This window comes from Exiguobacterium undae DSM 14481, assembly GCF_000620805.1.
In the GTDB taxonomy this organism is placed as follows: domain Bacteria; phylum Bacillota; class Bacilli; order Exiguobacteriales; family Exiguobacteriaceae; genus Exiguobacterium_A; species Exiguobacterium_A undae.
This window is the reverse complement of the sequence record NZ_JHZV01000008.1, coordinates 57,589-75,798: the sequence shown is the minus strand read 5'-3', so window position 1 is coordinate 75,798 and position 18,210 is coordinate 57,589. Positions and strand designations below refer to the sequence as shown.

The following is an 18,210-nucleotide window of genomic DNA, read 5'->3' as shown; positions in this document are numbered from 1 at the left end:
AGTTAATATAAATCAAATAAATTTTACTTATAAACAAAAAAGGTTGAATTTAATCATTTTTTAAATACTAAAAAAGCAAACATTTAAGAACTTCTCCTAATTCTTTTGTCTCTTTTCAAATACATATTTTGTTTCGAAATCGTTGGTATCAAAGGGATCTCGTGCCCTTTGCTTTTTCCAATTCTTTTTAATTCTTTTTTAACTCCTTTAATCTCTCAAAATGTATTAAATACTAATAATCTGTTCAGTATCACTATTATTTTTATTCGACCTGCAAGGTCCCAACGAATCGTTGATTCTATAGAAGACAGATCAGGAGAAAAATAGATTTTACAATTCAAAATCTGTATACATTTCGACGTCGAAATGTATACTATAAAAATTAATGTATACATGATTTTTATTTAAATATTGTTAGATTACCGATAAAATAATTGTTTTTCATGATCTCTTATGTGATGATGAAAAAGGAAAGGGGAGAAATTATGAATATATTAACGTTTTACATCTCAAAAGGCGGTTCAGGCAAAACCACATGCTCCTTAAATATGGGACATGCCTTAGGAGAGCTCGGTTACCGGACGTTACTAGTGGACCTTGATCCACAAGGTTCTCTCAGCAAATTGATGCTCAAGGAATCAGATACCATCCAATACATGACACTGTATGATGTCCATGCAAAAGGTCTTGCTATTGAAGACGTGTTATTTGATGATGAAAAACATAATATTAGTCTTCTCCCTTCAAATGAACGGAATGCACGACTCATCAATTTGATCTCGGAACAAGACAAGATCTTCTTGTTGAAAGATATGCTTGCTCCACTTGCAGAGGAATTTGACTGGATTATCTTGGACTCAGTGCCTTCTATCAATGAACTGTCAAAAGTGGTCCTGTCGTGTGCGGATCATGTAGTCGTACCCTTTATGCCAAAGAAGCTGGTATTCGATCAATTAGGTAGTACCATTCGTACCATTCGTCAGGTGAAAAAGTTCTATAATGCTGATCTCGATTTAACCGGTATTATGCCAGTTGCCATCGATTTAGGACTAAAGGGGGATCGGGAATATGCAGAGGCGATGAATCAGTTAGCACATGCGGAGAGTCTTGCCGTTCTTCCGGCCGTTCGCCGTGCTGCCTTTATTGAGAAAGCAGCAGACAATGGAAAAAGTGTTCTTCAATACAAGTCAAAGGAAGGACTAGAACTTGCGCTACCATTTCGAGAACTTGCACGTCACATGACCGGAGGCAATCAAAATGAAGGCACGGAATAAACAGATTCATAAAGTGAAGCCGCAAGAGCAACATCCTTACCGGAGTGGTTTAACCGATATCGGATCTGTTGTGCAAAAGTTACCGGTCTCACGTGATCTTGAAAATCTTGCGGTTGAGATTAAAGAGCTAGCGAAGGTCCAAACCATCTCAGTCTTTGAAATTGGAAAACGTCTTTCAATCGCCCGATCGGAAATGCATGATAAGCAAGAATGGCGAAACTTTTTAGATGTCATCAGCTTCTCCAATTCGCTTGCCTCACGCTACGTTAAGGCCTATGACACATTACAACCATTTGAAGAGTCACTTGGTACATTACCGGCTTCAAAGATCTTTGAATTGATGTATGTCGAGGATCCGGAAGATGTTGTGCTACATGGTCTTCCTGTAGAAGATGGACGTAAGCCCATTGAGCAAGCAACAGTTCGAGAGATTCGTGCCAATCGTTCTAGTACATCTGGTGTAAAAGTCCGTGCTTTTCGACAGAAAGAAGTGGCATCGACGGTTGTCTCAGCGCGAGTGCCAACAGAAACGTCTGAACGTATTCAGATGATGGCGAGTGCGAAAGGACTCAGCATTAGTGAGTACCTCTCAAACATTATAGAAGACACGATCAGCCGTGACATTTTGGAAAATGATCAGAATACGAATAGGCTAGAAGGGGAGGAAGAACAGTGAAGAAAATCGCATTATACAATCGTAAGGGAGGCGTCGGGAAATCGACGACGACGATTAACCTTGCCCATGTGTACGCACGACAAGGACTACGTGTCCTCGTCATCGATGCAGATGATCAGGCTTCAACAACAAACGGTCTTGGATTGACAGATGACTACGACGGAAAAGTACTTCTCGATTGTTTAATGGAAGAACATGATCCTTTCTATGTGCCGATTGAACAAGTCATTGTCACGTGTGAATATGAGAACGGTACGATTCATTTAGTACCTACACGTCGCTCAGCATCCCCAACAGGACTGACGAGTCAATTAGGGTATGAGTATCGCTTAAGCGAAGAGCTCGCTCGTTTAGAAGAGTTCTTTGATATTTGTTTGATCGATTGTCCAGGATCCACCTCTGCATTAAATCCATATGCGCGTTGCGCACTTGTCGCACAGGACCGAATTATTATGCCGGTTCAAATGCAGAAGTTTTCGATGGATGCTGTTTATACCGCTCCTGAGGAATTAGAGGAAATGAAACGGTACAAAGCAGATATCCATATCGCTGCTTTTATTCCAACCATGGTGAGCGCACGTTCGAAAGGAGACGTGACGACGGTGGAAGAACTGAATGAATTAGGGCAAGAGGTTGGAATTCCTGTTTTAACTACAATCCCATACATTTTAAAGATTCAGTCGCTCCAACGTGAATCCCGTCCAGTCATTGATCATAAAAGTCCGGCAACCGATGCCTATTTACAGTTAGCAGAGGAGGTACGTGCCTTATGAGTCGAAGTCGTAAAAAGGGGCAGCCCACGTTCAAGAGCTTTCAAGGAACGGTAACAGAACCGTCAGTTAACGATAGTGCAACGGAATCCTTACGTGATGAACAAATAGAGGCTGTTAAAAAATTTGCAGCACCTGCGATCTCGAATCCCTATCAATCCCTTCCGGCAACTGGTCTATCGCGTATTTTAACAAAACGGCTCCCACAAGATGTCGATGGACTGGTTCAGTATTATAATCACATTGATACCATCCAAGCGACCAGCTTTGTTGAAAAATGTCGAATCTTAGCTCATGCAAATGCTTTATTCCATAGTGAAGAAACAAGAGCTCAGTTTAAAGCAGAGCAAGGAAGCTGGACAGATTTCTTAACTAAAATTGGACAAACACGTTCTCAAGTCAGTCGATACGTATCCTTTTGGAATGTTTTTGGAGAGAAGATTCTTCAGAAAGTGATCGATGTTGATTTTAGTGCCTCTAAGCTAGCAGAATTGTTAACTTGGCCAGAAGATCCAAAGTTAGCTTTACTAGAAGAGCGGAAATATCCGACACAAAACGGAGAATTGACGGTATATGAGATGACACGTGAACAATTGCGTGAAGTGAAGCGGATGTTGATTGAACGTCAAGAACAACGTACGCTTGAGGCCGAAGTGAAACCCGTAAAGCCAATGAAAGTACAAATCCGCTTTCCAGACTTAACAGATCCGTTATTTATTGGGCTAACACAAGCTGCGCGCAAAGAGCAGGTATCAGAAGATGAAATTATTCGTCGTGCTCTTCAAGCCTATTTAAAGACAAATTAAACGAAGTGACTCTGAAAGATGAAATAGATAGTATGTATGACGATGATTGCTAAATCATCAATTTCGCATGAAATCGTTATCGTAAGCGCCTTAGGAATACTCATATTTATTGAATTGATGAATAAGAAAACGATGTATCGACCTACACGAGACATTGATATTCGAATAACGGAAGGAACAGTGACACAAGAACTTAAGGCTGCGCTTCAGGAGTATGAAATTGAAATTGTCGAAGGTGTTATTCAGTTTCCGCCACGGGAAGATTTTCAGGAAAATGATTTCCGAAACAAGATTGAAGGGCTATTTGAAGCGATTGAAGTCTATGTACCAGATATCGAACTCTTAGCGTGTACTAAAATCTTTTCTTCTAGACAGAAAGATTTAGAAGACCTTGAAAGTACGAATTTGTTGGAGTTGTGTGATAAAAGTAAGCCACTTGAGCTTGTCGAAGAGTACAAATCAAACATGACCTGGAACGATCCATTTTGTAATGTGCATGACTTGAGTCGAATTTTTCAGGAAAAGGGTATATAGTTAGTAAAACTATTTGGGAGGAGGGTGACACATGACCGGTGAAAAATATGCACGGTTCCGAGAAGAACTGACAAACGAATTGAATCGTCTGCAAGTAGGCAGTTCGAGTTACCGTCAACAGACCGTTCAAAAGGCGCTAGATTTAAGTCGGCATGTTACGGCACCTGAATCTTTACGTGATCGTGAAACTGCCCGTCACTATGTTAAAAATGCTCAGTTACAGATGCATGAAGATCAACTAGAAGACGTAGCTAAAATGATGAGTATGGCAGCACGGTGTGCTTATAATTCGCCGGAGGGCGCATTTTCAGTAGACATGAAAGTAAAACTAGAAGAAAAACGTAATCGATTTAAAGCTTTTGGGTTACTCATTAAGTCTTAATGCATCTTCTGTTAAATCCTAAGCAATGATTAAACGAAGTAAAATCATACAAAAAAGGGATCGTATTCATTCCAATAAGAATGTAAGATCCCTTTTTGTGTGTTGTAAAACAGAGAAGCCAGGTAAAACGGTCCGTTGAGGAATTAGGCGTAGTATAAAAATTAGTCATTTTCGTTTTTAGAATATTGTTGCGTCCGCTCTCGTAAAACAGCTAATTCTACTTGTTCTTGAAGTCGCCGTTCAAAGGCCTCTTGATCGCGTTGAGTAATGGCTAGATCTAACAATAATTTACGATTTTCTTCTTCAAGTTGCTCTGCTCGGTGACTTCGTGTTTTAAACTCGTCCACCATATCAGCTAATGTTTTATTTTGTCGATACAATTGATCACGTTCTTCTTCTAATTTTGTAATTGTACCTTCCATATGAAAGACTTCCCGCTTTATAGATGTTATCTCTTCTTTTTTCGTCACTTCAAAACGTTCTCTTTGCTCCTTTGATTGTGCCAAAGCAACTTCGACTTTTTCAAGTTTATCTTGTAATTCATCGATTTCTTGCTGATGGAAAGACGTTTTTTCCATGTACTCTATTTCCAAAGCTTCTTTTGTCTTTGCGACGTCTGCTTCTAAATGTGTTACCGCTTCTAAATGACGCGATTGAATCCGCTGATTTTCATATTGAAACTTTTCAAGACGTGCAGCTCGTTCTTGAAAAAGAAGAGTAATTTGCTTGAGCGAAGATTCTAAAACAGCATCTTCTTCACTCAGTTTTGGGTCGATTACTTTTTGCTCCGCTAATACAATAAACTCTTCAAATAGTTGATTAGTCGTAATTTGACGTCCTTTTAATAATTCACCAATTTTGTCCGTTACTTCTTCAGATAAACGGAAAGATTTATTTTTCATTTCTTGGGATGACATATGCATACCTCTCTTAATACAAATATATTTCTTCAATTATATCTCACACGGAGATTAAAGATATGTAATTTAGAATTGTTTTGTATTTCTAATAATACTTAATATCGATAAGTATTAACTGAACCCCGAATGGTGGAAACTTGATAAAAAACTCCATTCGAGGTTTTTTTGTGTTTAAAGATATCGATATAATGAAACTACTTAATGTAAACGGAAGAACTATTTATGAGCAAACGTACCTTCAATCCAGATTAAATTAGACAACTTGAAACGAATCTTCACGTAGCCTCAGTACCAGATCTTACGATTCATACAAAGGAGAATTCAAAGTTCACGCTGTAGGTGAGAATTTAGCTGGTAAACGACCGATACAAATCTTTGAAGAAAGCAGCTTTGATCTAGCCATGATCGGTAAGTAAACAACGAACGAAGCGTTGAAACGATGGTGGAAGACATATCGCATTTAATTAGAAGAAGGACTCTTGAATGAGAGACGTGGAATATACATCTAGAAGCCATGATTCATTCCAATCAAAGATTCCGTTATACGCATTCTGCTTATCAAATACGCATATTTGAGATGGCCATGCTTCAATCTATGTCCTTAGAGGAAACTACCTCGACAATGCGCCTATGGAATCGTTCTTTGGGCACTTGAAAGATTATGTCGATTATAAATTAGCATTTGACCTCGATGAAGTCTGTACCATAGTCGATGGATAAATTGACTGTTACAATATCGAACGAAGACAATGGAAACTACAAAAGATGAATCCGGTACAATACCGAAGTCATCTCATAGTAGCTTAAAACTATGAAAGTGCTGTTATTAAACTGTCCAAACTCTAGGGCTCAGTTTAAATATAATAACTCAATCTTGTATACTCGGTAGTGTTGGTTGATTTGGATAGATTTCTTTAAGACAAAGACTCAATTATTGGATTCTTTTATCGTTAGACCATTAATTTTTTTTAGTTCTAAAGTAAAGTTATTTAATTTATCAGAGTCAATTTTTATAAGTTGAAACTGTGAAGAAAAGGTTTTAGTCTTTAAATCGACTTTAGAAATGAGAGCTTTACTATTATCTAAATGTAAAACAACATAGCTAGTATTAGAAGATAAGTCTTGAATTACTAATTTATTTGTTTGAATTTTTTCAAACAAGAATCCTATTGTAAAAAATAATGAGAGTATAAAGATAACTAAAGTAACAAAAGCAATTTGTTTTTTTTCCGCAAGATAATAATAAACTGTAAATAATAAAAATGAAATTAGAACAACTATAAAAAAATCGAAATATTCAAATAAAAACGCAACTATAATAATATATAGAAATGAATAAACTCTGATTTTTTTTTTGAATTCATGAATAACATTGGTAGTAAATCGATTTTTGAGTGGTACTAAAATTATTTCTTTTAATAATTCTAAATAAAATAAAACTAAAATTGAAATAATACTTAGAATCACTAATGAACTTAGTAAAATATTCGAATTAATTTCTATAAAAGAAATTGGTATGGAGTAATAATAAAATTTCCCCCACTGAAAAAAGTATACAATTAAATAACTAAGCGATGACAGAAAAAAGATCGTTAAAGCCTCATGCTCAGTAATTTTTTTATTCAAATTAAAACACATCCCTCAAGAAAAATATTATTAAAAAATAAAAAATGCTCCTTTATTTTATGATAATATTTCTTACAGTAGAAAACTTATATTTAAAAAGGTAAAAAGGTCAATACTATGAAAAGGTCTAATTTTTAGTTAGATAGAAATAGCATTTCATTACAAGGTATAAAATTAGAATATTGGATGAGGTCTCTGAATCTATTTTCCGCATTCAACATTCTAATCCCCGTAATCATATTGACTAATCTATTAAAAATCAGTCTCTACTTCCATTTCTTTTACATAAGAAGATGAGAATCGAAGTTCTTCTTTCTTCCGTATTTCATAAGATAAGGTATCTAAACCAGGATATATAAATGATTCATTTATACCTAAATTAGATAAGTCTTCTCTTATTTCATCAATGCATCCATAAGGTATAAAAATTTTCTGGATTTTTTGCTGAAGTATTTCATAATAATCCAGTGACCAGATATTAGAACCATGGAGAGTAAAGTTACCTGACTGTGCTCGAATTCGATCCTCTAAATAATTACCTAAAACACATATTGGTCCAAATTCTTGATTGTCTGAGGTCTCACTGTAACCTTTCCATGTATTAGGTGAAGCCGCAATATCGATTGGATGAGGTATATCATGAAAAATAAGATTAATTTCAGCTGGATTAATTACAAAAATAGCAACACCTTCATCAGTGAGTTCATTTCTTTCGTATTCTTTCAATGCGTTATCAATATTTTTTTCTGATTTTCGTTTATCAGTACTTTTGCCTAAAGCAAAGTAGAGGGCAATTAACGGATTAAGTGTCCAGTCTAACAATTTTGTAGGTAAGTGATAGTGCTGTGCGAGAAACATCCATTCGAACTCATTTGTAGGACGTTCATTTAAAAATGGAAGCGATCTTCTTTTGAATTCACTTAACATGTTAGATAAGCTTGGTCCAACATAAGTATCACCATAAGTAGTACTTTGAGAATCTATTTTATAGCCTCTGCTATTGAGATAAGGCTTCATATTTCTTACTCCTACTGGTGATAAACGCCAAGATGCATTCCCTTGACCTCGATACCATAATTCTTCACCATTCTCTTGGAAAGGCTTATTTATCTGTTTAATTACATGAAGGTACTCGTTAATCGTAGTAGCGGTATGCTTTATAAAGATATCACTCATGATTTATCTCCTTTAAAGATATGTATTTTGATTTTAACTCAGTACAATTCAATACTGGAATGAAAATCACCTTGTTAATTTACTATTTATTTTAAAAAATTAAATAAATAGTAAATCTGGATTAGTAGTCGTAAGGTGAGTTCTGGTTTTAGTCTCATCGACAAAACTGAACGGTACGATTTCTTGAGACTTTAGTTGGTTTAAGTGGTGTGCTTCACGAAGAGGTGTAAACGACGTTAAATTCCAAATGTCTGATTCGTTAAAACCAATCGATCGAATATTATGCATGAGTCGATCAATCGTGTAAGATCCTGCAGCCACATATCCTTTTCCTTGATACCATAGATTGTTTTCCCCGTTTTTCTTCAGTTCCTGTCCACACATGACATCTGTATCGATGCGATCAGTCATCGCGATGATATTGCTAGTACCGATCAACTCGACTACTTTGCGGACGATTTCTAAATCAACATGTTCACTGTCGAAATTCATACAAATAGTGATGTCACCTGCAGCCGCAGCTTTGATTAGTGTTCCCGGAACCTGACCCACTTTCTCACAAATATTATCGAGCGACCAACCTTGGATTTCTGATTCGTATAACTCTTGCAATCTGACTTTTCTCTCTTCCGATGTTCTCCACGTATGCTTAAAGTTTAAAGGCATGTCATTGAACAGATGGTCTGTAATGACTGGTGTAGAGTCCATAAATCTATTTGTATCTTTAGCAATTTTAATGACCTGCTTGATTAATTCAGAAGTATGGATAGGATCATTCTTTTGAAAATGTCCTAACGCAGGTTTAATGCCGTTTTCGACGAGAGTCTTAACAATCCATTCGATGGAAGGATGGTCATCAGTAATTTGCTCCTTAAGATAAGAATCTTTGGTCATCGTATCTGGAGAGAGGACTGTATAAATTAATCCTAAATTTCCACATGAAGCAATCATTGACCACTCTTCTTTGGTTGGAGCCCAGTTTCCTTTAGCGGGAGTTCCAGCAAAACTAGCCAGAAGCGGACCTTCTAATGAAATACCTAAAATATTTGAAAGTTTTCCGTTTGACTTCTTCACCGCGAAATCATTCATCATCAAAATAAACAAATCAAGTTGATGGTGCGGTAGAAAGATAGAGGGCACACAGTAAATGCCTTCTTCTTCAGCCAGTACGTTGACTCTTTCCAAATCTAGCTCGTCAAGATTACTAAAATCGTAATCGCCGATTCCATGACAATGGAATTCTACAGGTAATGAGGGGACGAGATATGAACCTGATTTCTTATATTGTCCTTCTCCAAGAATTTCATAACGTTTCCAGTTACCGTTTTCGAACTGTATTTTGGCCAGATGCATGGTAGCATCGACTTCAAGAAGCGATGGACTATTAAATTTTATATTTGACATAGTGACTCCTCCTAGTGAATCTAATCTCTTTTTGTACAAATCAAATTTCTTCAATGAGTACTATCGAAGAATAAGATATGAAACGTGTCCCAGGTCAACAGAAAAAAAGAAAAAATTCCAAAAAATAATTATTTTTTGGAATTTAAAATCTTTTCATAGTTCATAATTCTTTTATCAAACTCTATTAGCAATTGGTTAAGCTCAAAGGCCTTCAGGACCTCCATCCTAATCTTAAGAGGAGCTTTTTTTTCGTTTAACCATTTAAAAACCTCTAATTCCTCAGTGCTCAACAAAGAAATTCACCTCCCTTAGGAAACCACTGGTAATGACGCCGTCTCCGTTACGCTTACCAGTGTTAGACTTACCATAATTTATGAAATGCATTTCAGGTCAATAGTTTTTTTAGTTGTTGCTCTGAAACGCGTTTCAGAGATTAAGATAAAATCAGATAGAAAATTAATCTAGGTGGAGGAAAAATATGAAGTTATTTGCGATTGATTTAGATGGTACTCTCTTAAAATCTGATCATACGATTTCAGCAGAAAATGTTTCAGCAATTAAGAAAAGGCAAAAAGATGGAGATATTATTCTCATTGCTACAGGAAGAGCTTCTTTTGATGCACAAAATATTTTACGGAAGCATCACATACATGGTTGTCCTATAATCGCTTCAAATGGAGCTGAGCTTCAATATAAGGTAAACGAAAATTCAATTAGAAGTAGTACATCAATTGATCCGCAGACAAGTGAAAAAATATTTCGTTATTTAAATGAGGAAGAGTTGTACATACAAGTTTATTTGGAAGACAAAATTCTTCTGGAGTCAGATGCAACTGATACTTTACTTTCGAGGGCGACAAATGAGAAAGTACTAAACCGATCTTTTAGCTATGATACATTTATCCATTCGATTCAAGCACAATTAGAACAATATGGTGTGCATCCTATCGATTTAATTACTAAAAATGATTTATCAAAAGTTATAAAATTTATGATTGTATCCCCAAATCAAAGTCTTTTAAAAAAAGTAGAGCGAAGACTATCTATGATTAATTCTTGTTCGATCTCTAGCTCGGGTGCATATAATTTAGAAGTTATGTCAGCAGGTATAAGTAAAGGAGAAGCACTAAAGAAAGTGACATCTGACTACGAAATTGAACTACGAGATACGATTGCAATTGGTGACAATCAAAATGATTTATCTATGTTCCAAGTAGCGGGAAGTAGCATAGCAATGAAGAATGCTGATGAATCCATAAAAAATATAGCTACTTATGAAACACTAGATCATAATCACAATGGTGTGGCGAATGCTCTAAATGACTATCCTTCGAATTTAATTGAACGTCTGAAGCGAGTAAATATATGAATCGAAAAAGAAAATGGATTATGTACCTGGGGGGTCTACTGACACTTTCATTCGGTGTTGTTCTAATGATTCAAGCCAGAATTGGAATAGCGCCTTGGGATGCTCTTAACGTCGCGTTAGAGAAACATTTGGGTATGAGTATTGGATTTTGGGTATTTGCAGTAGGGAGTATCCTCATTATAATAAATGGATTTATTAAACAAGGAATGCCGAATCTTCTAGGCTTCATACCCATTATCATAATAGGTTTATTAATTGATGGGATAAACTTCTTATTCGCAGATGGGATGGATTCAAACAATAAGATTACAGGATGGTTTTTATTTATCACCGGACTATTGGTATTAAGTTGCGGGATCGCATTTTATATTCGCTCTTCTTTACCTGCCGTGCCAAATGATGAATTTATGATTGAATTGAGTAAACGGACTGGTTGGAGCCTTGCACTGACTAAGACTTGCGGAGAAGGTCTAGCATTTTTAATTGCCTTTTTATTAAATGGACCGATTGGTGTCGGAACCTTAGTTGTTGTATGTCTTTTAGGTGTTTTGATCAATGTGGCATCACGCTTCTTTGATATGATAAAAATACCAAAATACTGATATCGAAAGGAAAGCGAATGGCAAACATAACAGAAATTGCGCGACAGGCTAAAGTATCGCGCTCTACGGTATCACGAGTTTTAAATGATCATCCATATGTAACTGTACAAAAAAAAGAAGCCGTTTTAGAAGCGATTCGTTCACTAGATTATGTTCCTAATCGAAATGCGATTAACCTATCAAAAGGGAAGACGAACATCATCGGTGTAATGGTCCCACAGATCAATCATCCGTTTTTTAATAACCTAATCAGTGGAATGGGGGAAGCTTGTTCTCGTTTAAATTTATCATTACTTGTCACTCCAACAAATAATGATTTTGAAAAAGAAAAAGTATCATTTGATCAATTGCGTTATAAACAAATAGATGGCCTGGTCATTGCCTCTACTGTAAGCTCGGCAGAGTTTTTAGCAGAAGTGAATAGACATGGTCCCATCGTATCTTGTGAATGGTCTGAAGGTAGTCATAGTCAGGTTTATATCGATCATTCAAACGGCATTGAATTAATAATGAACCATTTAATTGAAAGAAGTTATGAGAAGATAGCCCTCTGTTTAGGAAATCCAGATAGTGGTGTCGGAAAAAGTCGAAAAAATGCATTTTATGAATTTGTTGATAAAAGTAAGATTATTCATCTCAAGGAATGGTACTTTGAGAAGAAGTATAGTTTTGAAGATGGTAGAGCCGTTATGAATGACTTGTACGGTCTCTCAGCTCTTCCAAGAGCTATTGTGGTAGGAAATGACTATGTCGCAGCAGGAATCATTCATCAAGCTAAACTACTAAATGTAAAAGTTCCTGAAGATCTTGCCGTTACTGGATTTGATAATCAATCGATTTCCGAAGCAATGGGTATCACGACGATTGACCAACCGATTCATCAATTGGGGATTGAAGTGATTAAAACGATAGATAGTTTGATCAATGGTCAACACAAAAATGTGGGAAATACATTACCCCTCCAGTTAATATCCCGGCAATCTACCTAAATACTTATTATTAAAATTTGATTTTTAAGGAGATATAAATAGTGCGGAAATTGATTATATTCCATAAGAATACCTATAAACCAAAACCAATTAAAGAAAGATTTAAAACAAAAGAATTTGCAATTAGTGTCTCTTGGATAGTAGCCTTTCTTTTAAGTGTTATCTTTGTACCGCTATTGAATAAACAATTCTCATTAGCCATTCTCTGGCTCATTCCCGCACTGGTTGCTATAGGTATGTATCGTCACTTTAACTATTTAGAGAGGGAAACAGAATTCTTTGTAAATGATGATGAAGAATATAAAAAATCATTAAAAGCATTTCTGAACAACATAAATATCATCAATAGCGCTCAACTTGATGTACTTATTAAATCGCTAGTAGAAGAAAGGGACAGTAATCGAAAGCAAATGGGTGTAGCTCTTCCGTTTGTAGTTATTGGTGTAACCTTGATTTCTATTATTTCGAACAAAGTTCAAATAACGAATAAAGAATTAATTGTTTATTTTGTCATCTATTTTATTGCAGTATTTGTACTTCATGCGATATTGAAAATGTGTGAACCCTTCTTTAATCTGTATGCAGACAATGTTTCAACGCTTATTAATTTTTTAAAACAAATTCAGATAGAGTGGCTAGATGATCGTTCAACAGATATCGCTAATAATGTGGTTCTAGACGAGGGGGATGAAAGAAAACCAGAAGGAGAAAAATTACTAGTCGAGATTGAGGATGAAAATGTGTTAAATCTAACTGAGACGAATCAATTAAGTTAATCTACAAATAAGCGTATGTATGAGTAAGCGATAGTATTTGTTACTTTCATAAAAGTAGTGTGTCCATTTCTAAAAATAAACATATGAAATTAATTTTGAACTGTTCTTTATAGTTTTGATAAACTAATAAATGTACCTTTAATGTTTAAGCTACTATGAGATGATTTCGGTAATGTACCGGAGTCATTTTTTGTAGTTTTCGATATTTTTGTTTAATATTTTAATAATCAATGTACGTATCGACCAGATGCTAATGGATAATCAACTGATGCGATTTTCAAGTGCTTAAAGAACAGAGGATTTTATCGCACAATTAATGTCCATCTCACATATACGTGCCTGATAGGCAAGATGAATATAATAGAACCCACATTCACAATGTATTATGGCTTTTGGAAGGGTATTTCCTTGAAGTTGCTCGTGAAGCGTTTTCGTCATGGAAAGAACAAGTTTTATGTAAAGGTCTCTTAGAAGTAACAGTTTGGCTAGATCGGAATCTCAAATCGTTTAATTATTCAAAAAGTCGACTTAATTGGTGAATTTTTTTATAAGACTAAAAAAAAACAGTATACATTTCAACGTTGAAATACATACTGTTCTAAAAAAACAAATCAATTATTTTTTTCTGAAATTACTCGTTCTTTACTTGAGCTTTTTAGGAAATTTAATATACACGTCTCATTTCTACCAACCAGCGAGATCCTAAAGAGCAATGATAAAATTGGAATATACAGTCGAATCGAGAAAGATATTTGAGAAGTTAGGATTGAAGTATAAAGTTTCTGTAACTAGATAAACGGTGCACTTAATATACAATTTAGTCCTCTTATTTTGAATTTTCGCTATGATACTTGTTGAAAAAATAAGATGATTTATCAATTAATCCAAGATTGAAATAAATTTTAGCGAAATATAAGTCTTTCTCTGAAAAATTATCGGTGTTGTTAATGAGATTTAAGGCTTCTTCATATTTTTCGTGAGATAAATAACATGTCAACATTGTAATATATAAGTCTGTTTTCAAGTTGATAAAGGCGTTAGGTAAATATGTGATTAGACTTCTAAATTCTTCTTCAACATTATTTATTGTGAATTTATCTTCTAATAGTGTACTTTTAAATATCTCAATTTTGCAGTTCCAAATTTGATAAGTATCATTTAATTCTTCAAAATTTGTTTTTGCTGTATATAAATATTCTAGTGATTTTGATGCATTATTCATTTCTCTGTAAATAATACCTAAGTTAACTAAAGTACCCGCTTTATTGAAAGTGTTATTAAATAGAGTGAAAAAGCTATTGGCTTTCTCATAATACTTTTTTGAGGCTTTTAAGTCATTTATTTTTTTATAACAAATTCCTAGAGTCATGAATAATTCTCCGCTTTTATGAGTAGAGTTCGAAAGCTCATTAATGTGATTAGCCTCATTGCATAATCGAATACTTGAGTAATACTCCCCAATCCTTCCGTGGCAGATTCCCATATTAAGCAAAACTTCTATCTTCAATAAGTTACTTAGTTGTGATGAGACAATTAAATTATGTGCCTCATTTAAATACCTTAGAGCATCGTGGTATTGATTTTTTTGAATGTAACATTTAGATATCTGAATTAAAAATTCTGTATGATGGACGTCCGAATGATTTTGCTTAGAAATATCAAGTCCTTTTTCAGTATATTTTAGAGATTCATCGTATTTTTTATCCAAAAAATAATACAAAGAAATTGAATAATAGTAGTCACATTTTTCACTTACGCTTAGTTTATTCAATTGATCTAATGGCAATTCAATAAGCTTTTTGACGGAATTTTTAATACTGTATGCTTGATTCAATTGTAATTGTTGCTTTGAAGTTCTAATTAAATTTTTTATCTCAGAAATCGAAAGTACTACTAATTCTGTTTCACCATAAAAGATAGATACATCAATATCAAGTCGTTTAGATAATTGGGTCATCGTTTTAAATGAAGGTTGAACCAAGTTTTTCTCAATCTGACTTATATAACTCCTGTTTACAATGCCTTTAGAAAGCTGATCTTGGGTCATTTTCCGCTGCTTACGAACTGATCTTAAAAGTTCTCCTACACTGGACATACAATCTTCTCCTTTAATTCATATTGTTACTTAAAAGTAGAAAAAATAAAGATAACAATAATGTTGTTTCATATTGACAATATGATAGTAAAAAATTAAGTTTATGATATGCAGTAAAAAGTTATTTTTTTTAACTTTTTAAAAATTTTAATGATTTTTTATTTATAATAACAAAAAAGGGGATTAACATGTCAAAAGAGTTTAAATTATTTTATATCTCAAATATAATATCTGTTTTAGGAAATAGCGTTTCTTACATAGCTGTATACTGGTTTAGCGCTCAAATTCTGAATCCTTTTCAATTATCTTTAATGATTGCTTCTGTATTCTTAATGAGGTTTTTATTTTCTACTTTTGGTGGACCAATTATAGATCACTATGATGGGTTTAAGCTTTTAAAAATATCAATTAGTTTAAGAGTGATATTACTCTTTACTGTGTATCTTGCTATTTTTAAAGAAGAATACACAATAACATTTCTAGTTTTACTAGTTCTTTGTCAAACTGCGATTCAAATTGTTGCGTCAAACGCTAGTTTTAAATTAGTAAAAATCATTGTAGAAGATGAAATGTTGTTAAAAGCAAACTCTTACTTGAATACATTAGATCGAATTGGGAGTTTAGTCGGGTTGCTTCTCGGAGGTATTTTTATAGCAAACTTCAGTATTCAAAATATCATCTTTTTTGAAGCGGTAGCTCATGTATTTGCCTTATTACTAATTATAAATTTAAAAAGTAATAAAGAGAGCGATGAAATAGATAATAATGTAAAGTCTTTTGAATACTTTAAATCTTTAAAAATAGGATTTAGATATCTAAGTAAAGATAAAGCACTTCTAAAAATCCTAATAGCTGCGATTTTAGCAAATTTAATAATTACTCCATCTAATACTTTATTAGCTCCATTTGTAGAAAGAGTATTGGGTAGGGGGGCTGAATGGTTTTCGTATATTCAAATCGCAACAGTAGTAGGAGGAATCCTAGCTTCACTTTATTATGCAAAATCTTCTCTAATGAAAAATATAAAGTTAGAACATATGTTTTATATTTCTATAATGCTACAAGGGATATTCATGATAGGATTATCATATTTTGAAAATATTGTGCTGAGCGTTTTAATGTTTACATTATTAGGTGCAGCGCTAAGTTTATTTGGTATTCCATTTGCGACAATGCTACAGCAGAATACACCAGAAAACTTGCTCGGTAGAGTACGTTCTTCTATGGTGGCACTTTCAACTCTGAGTTCAACGTTTTTCTATTTTTTATCTGGTTATATGACCAAGTTTGTGAGTGTAAAATTAGTCTTTTTAAGCTTTTCTATTACTGGTTTTATTTTTGTAACTTTACTAACTTTCATAGCTTTCAGTAAGAAAAAAGTTACTATGAGAGAAGAAAACTTAAAGGGTGAAGTAAGTCAAACCAAGGTAGGTAAATAAAATGACTTATGAGAAAATACATGGAGATTTAAACCATCAAAATTATTTAGAGTTCACAAGTAAAATTCAAAAATTTTTTAACGAAGAAGAGGTTAAAACAAAAAATAAAAAACCTTTTAAAAAAAACAAGTTAAAAATAGAGAACAATTTACTAACTGTATTGATGAATAGAAAATCTACTAGGAATTTTAGCGGAGATTCTATGTCTAAAGAAATACTAGAATATCTTCTCTACTATAGCAATTTTTATCCTTCAGCTGGTGACTTAATGAGCTTGAAAATTGGGATAATAATAAATAATGTCAGTGAAGTAGAAAATGGCGTGTACCTATACGATGATCAGTTAGATGAACTGATTCCTGTAAGATTACTTAATGCAAAAGAGTTTATTCAAACTGCAAATTTACAGCATAGTAATATTATTGGAAGTAACGTAGTACTTTTTATCATTTCCAAATTTGACAAAGTTGAAAAGAAGTATGGAACAAGATGATATCGCTTTATTAACTTAGAAACTGGTCACTTACAACATAATATTTGTTTACTTTCTGAAAGCGTTGGTATCAAGCACTTTATATGTGGTGGATATTTTGATCACAAATATAAAGATTTATTTGATCTAGATGAGGACGAAATAATCTTAAGTCAGATAGTTATAGGAACATAAAATCGTAAAAATCCGTATTCTCTTTACTTGAATCGAACTCTAAATGATGTACATCTGATAAAAAATTACATTCCGAACTACTCCATAAAAGTTGGACATTTAAATCCAACTATTATGGAGTGTTTTTTATGATCAGGTTTACGAAAGTATTCAAATTGAAAATTGTTAAACGTTACTTGACAGGTAACAATGACTATACAGTGTTAGGACAAAGAAGGTGACGAGGATGTGAAGGAGTGCGGGAAAATCGTTCTCAAGAGATTAGAGGAACTGATTAGAGCAGACAGACTCATCGTAGCTCAAAAAAATTTGGATGAAGTTAGCTGGTACAGCATTCATTCCTCGTTGCAGGGAACGTTCTATAGATTATCGATTAGCGCACTTCTACACGAACGTCCCCGTATTATCCAGAAACAGAATAATGAACCGAGTACTGGGAATAGCTCCTATTGAGCTCGCGGCGACTTATTACGTGTTGAACAAGGAAGGGAAGCGAAGGAACTGTGTGAACAGCACATGGGACTGCTTGATGACGACGGTATGCTAAAAGTAAAGATGCTGTCTGTTCCTTCTCGGACAGATCGAACTCGATTGACAAGAAAATACCACGGCCTTACGATTTGTCGAGAAGGCGATGAGGTCGGCAGAAAAGCAGGGGATCGTACATTGCTCCGTGAAGGCTAATATTTCCAAAGGACAGGGCCT

18 protein-coding genes are annotated in these 18,210 nt (G+C 34.4%); 13 read left to right on the top strand and 5 right to left on the bottom strand.

Going from position 1 to position 18,210, the window contains the following annotated elements; all coding sequences use genetic code 11:
• Nucleotides 1–485 precede the first annotated feature (485 nt).
• From P397_RS0100430 to P397_RS0100405, 6 genes are read left to right on the top strand one after another with little or no spacing between them, the layout of a single operon-like run.
• Entirely contained in the window at nucleotides 486–1,274 is a 789-nt protein-coding gene (locus P397_RS0100430; RefSeq protein WP_028105281.1) for a ParA family protein, read from the top strand.
• Nucleotides 1,258–1,950: a DUF3102 domain-containing protein gene (locus P397_RS0100425; RefSeq protein WP_028105280.1), complete on the top strand. Its 693-nt coding sequence runs from the start codon at nucleotides 1,258–1,260 to the stop codon at nucleotides 1,948–1,950. The genes P397_RS0100430 and P397_RS0100425 overlap by 17 nt, the downstream gene beginning before the upstream one ends.
• Nucleotides 1,947–2,723 carry a ParA family protein gene (locus P397_RS0100420; protein ID WP_028105279.1) on the top strand — a complete coding sequence of 259 codons (777 nt, stop codon included), beginning with the start codon at nucleotides 1,947–1,949 and terminating at the stop codon, nucleotides 2,721–2,723. The genes P397_RS0100425 and P397_RS0100420 overlap by 4 nt, the downstream gene beginning before the upstream one ends.
• Nucleotides 2,720–3,526, top strand: coding sequence for a hypothetical protein (locus P397_RS0100415; protein ID WP_028105278.1), 807 nt, complete (start codon nucleotides 2,720–2,722; stop codon nucleotides 3,524–3,526). Before P397_RS0100420 ends, P397_RS0100415 begins: the two co-directional genes overlap by 4 nt.
• A 42-nt stretch (nucleotides 3,527–3,568) precedes the next feature.
• Nucleotides 3,569–4,060, top strand: coding sequence for a DUF6036 family nucleotidyltransferase (locus P397_RS0100410; protein WP_064506624.1), 492 nt, complete (start codon nucleotides 3,569–3,571; stop codon nucleotides 4,058–4,060).
• A gap of 31 nt (nucleotides 4,061–4,091) precedes the next feature.
• The gene (locus tag P397_RS0100405) at nucleotides 4,092–4,442 is read left to right on the top strand and encodes a hypothetical protein (RefSeq protein ID WP_028105276.1); all 351 of its coding nucleotides are present in this window, start codon (nucleotides 4,092–4,094) and stop codon (nucleotides 4,440–4,442) included.
• A gap of 161 nt (nucleotides 4,443–4,603) precedes the next feature.
• Here P397_RS0100405 and P397_RS0100400 read toward each other — a convergent pair whose 3' ends face one another.
• Nucleotides 4,604–5,359, bottom strand: coding sequence for a hypothetical protein (locus tag P397_RS0100400; protein WP_028105275.1), 756 nt, complete (start codon nucleotides 5,357–5,359; stop codon nucleotides 4,604–4,606).
• Between the two features lie 723 nt (nucleotides 5,360–6,082).
• Between P397_RS0100400 and P397_RS18150 the strand changes: the two genes are divergently transcribed.
• Nucleotides 6,083–6,169, top strand: coding sequence for an IS3 family transposase (locus tag P397_RS18150; protein ID WP_407636690.1), 87 nt, complete (start codon nucleotides 6,083–6,085; stop codon nucleotides 6,167–6,169).
• Nucleotides 6,170–6,289: 120 nt separating this feature from the next.
• Here the strand turns inward: P397_RS18150 and P397_RS0100395 are convergent, their stop codons facing one another.
• From P397_RS0100395 to P397_RS0100385, 3 genes are all read right to left on the bottom strand, one after another.
• Nucleotides 6,290–6,988 carry a hypothetical protein gene (locus tag P397_RS0100395; RefSeq protein ID WP_152539577.1) on the bottom strand — a complete coding sequence of 233 codons (699 nt, stop codon included), beginning with the start codon at nucleotides 6,986–6,988 and terminating at the stop codon, nucleotides 6,290–6,292.
• Between the two features lie 252 nt (nucleotides 6,989–7,240).
• Complete coding sequence (locus tag P397_RS0100390) at nucleotides 7,241–8,164, bottom strand: FRG domain-containing protein (protein ID WP_051523831.1); 924 nt, start codon at nucleotides 8,162–8,164, stop codon at nucleotides 7,241–7,243.
• Nucleotides 8,165–8,263: 99 nt separating this feature from the next.
• Nucleotides 8,264–9,568: an amidohydrolase family protein gene (locus tag P397_RS0100385; RefSeq protein ID WP_028105272.1), complete on the bottom strand. Its 1,305-nt coding sequence runs from the start codon at nucleotides 9,566–9,568 to the stop codon at nucleotides 8,264–8,266.
• Nucleotides 9,569–10,046: 478 nt separating this feature from the next.
• Here P397_RS0100385 and P397_RS16960 point away from each other — a divergent pair, with 478 nt between their 5' ends.
• From P397_RS16960 to P397_RS0100360, 4 genes are all read left to right on the top strand, one after another.
• The gene (locus P397_RS16960; protein WP_051523829.1) at nucleotides 10,047–10,937 is read left to right on the top strand and encodes a Cof-type HAD-IIB family hydrolase; all 891 of its coding nucleotides are present in this window, start codon (nucleotides 10,047–10,049) and stop codon (nucleotides 10,935–10,937) included.
• A 65-nt stretch (nucleotides 10,938–11,002) separates the two neighbouring features.
• A complete protein-coding gene (locus P397_RS0100370) occupies nucleotides 11,003–11,539 on the top strand; it encodes a YczE/YyaS/YitT family protein (RefSeq protein WP_028105271.1) in 537 nt (178 codons plus the stop codon).
• Between the two features lie 17 nt (nucleotides 11,540–11,556).
• A complete protein-coding gene (locus tag P397_RS0100365) occupies nucleotides 11,557–12,528 on the top strand; it encodes a LacI family DNA-binding transcriptional regulator (protein WP_028105270.1) in 972 nt (323 codons plus the stop codon).
• Nucleotides 12,529–12,569: 41 nt separating this feature from the next.
• Nucleotides 12,570–13,304: a hypothetical protein gene (locus P397_RS0100360; protein ID WP_028105269.1), complete on the top strand. Its 735-nt coding sequence runs from the start codon at nucleotides 12,570–12,572 to the stop codon at nucleotides 13,302–13,304.
• A gap of 826 nt (nucleotides 13,305–14,130) precedes the next feature.
• Here P397_RS0100360 and P397_RS0100355 read toward each other — a convergent pair.
• The gene (locus P397_RS0100355) at nucleotides 14,131–15,399 is read right to left on the bottom strand and encodes a helix-turn-helix transcriptional regulator (protein WP_028105268.1); all 1,269 of its coding nucleotides are present in this window, start codon (nucleotides 15,397–15,399) and stop codon (nucleotides 14,131–14,133) included.
• A gap of 188 nt (nucleotides 15,400–15,587) precedes the next feature.
• On the opposite strand from P397_RS0100355, the gene P397_RS0100350 reads away from it, so the two are divergent.
• Together P397_RS0100350 and P397_RS0100345 are read left to right on the top strand one after the other, a co-directional pair.
• Nucleotides 15,588–16,838 carry an MFS transporter gene (locus P397_RS0100350; protein ID WP_028105267.1) on the top strand — a complete coding sequence of 417 codons (1,251 nt, stop codon included), beginning with the start codon at nucleotides 15,588–15,590 and terminating at the stop codon, nucleotides 16,836–16,838.
• Between the two features lies 1 nt (nucleotide 16,839).
• Nucleotides 16,840–17,331: a nitroreductase family protein gene (locus P397_RS0100345; RefSeq protein ID WP_028105266.1), complete on the top strand. Its 492-nt coding sequence runs from the start codon at nucleotides 16,840–16,842 to the stop codon at nucleotides 17,329–17,331.
• The last annotated feature ends 879 nt before the right edge of the window (nucleotides 17,332–18,210 follow it).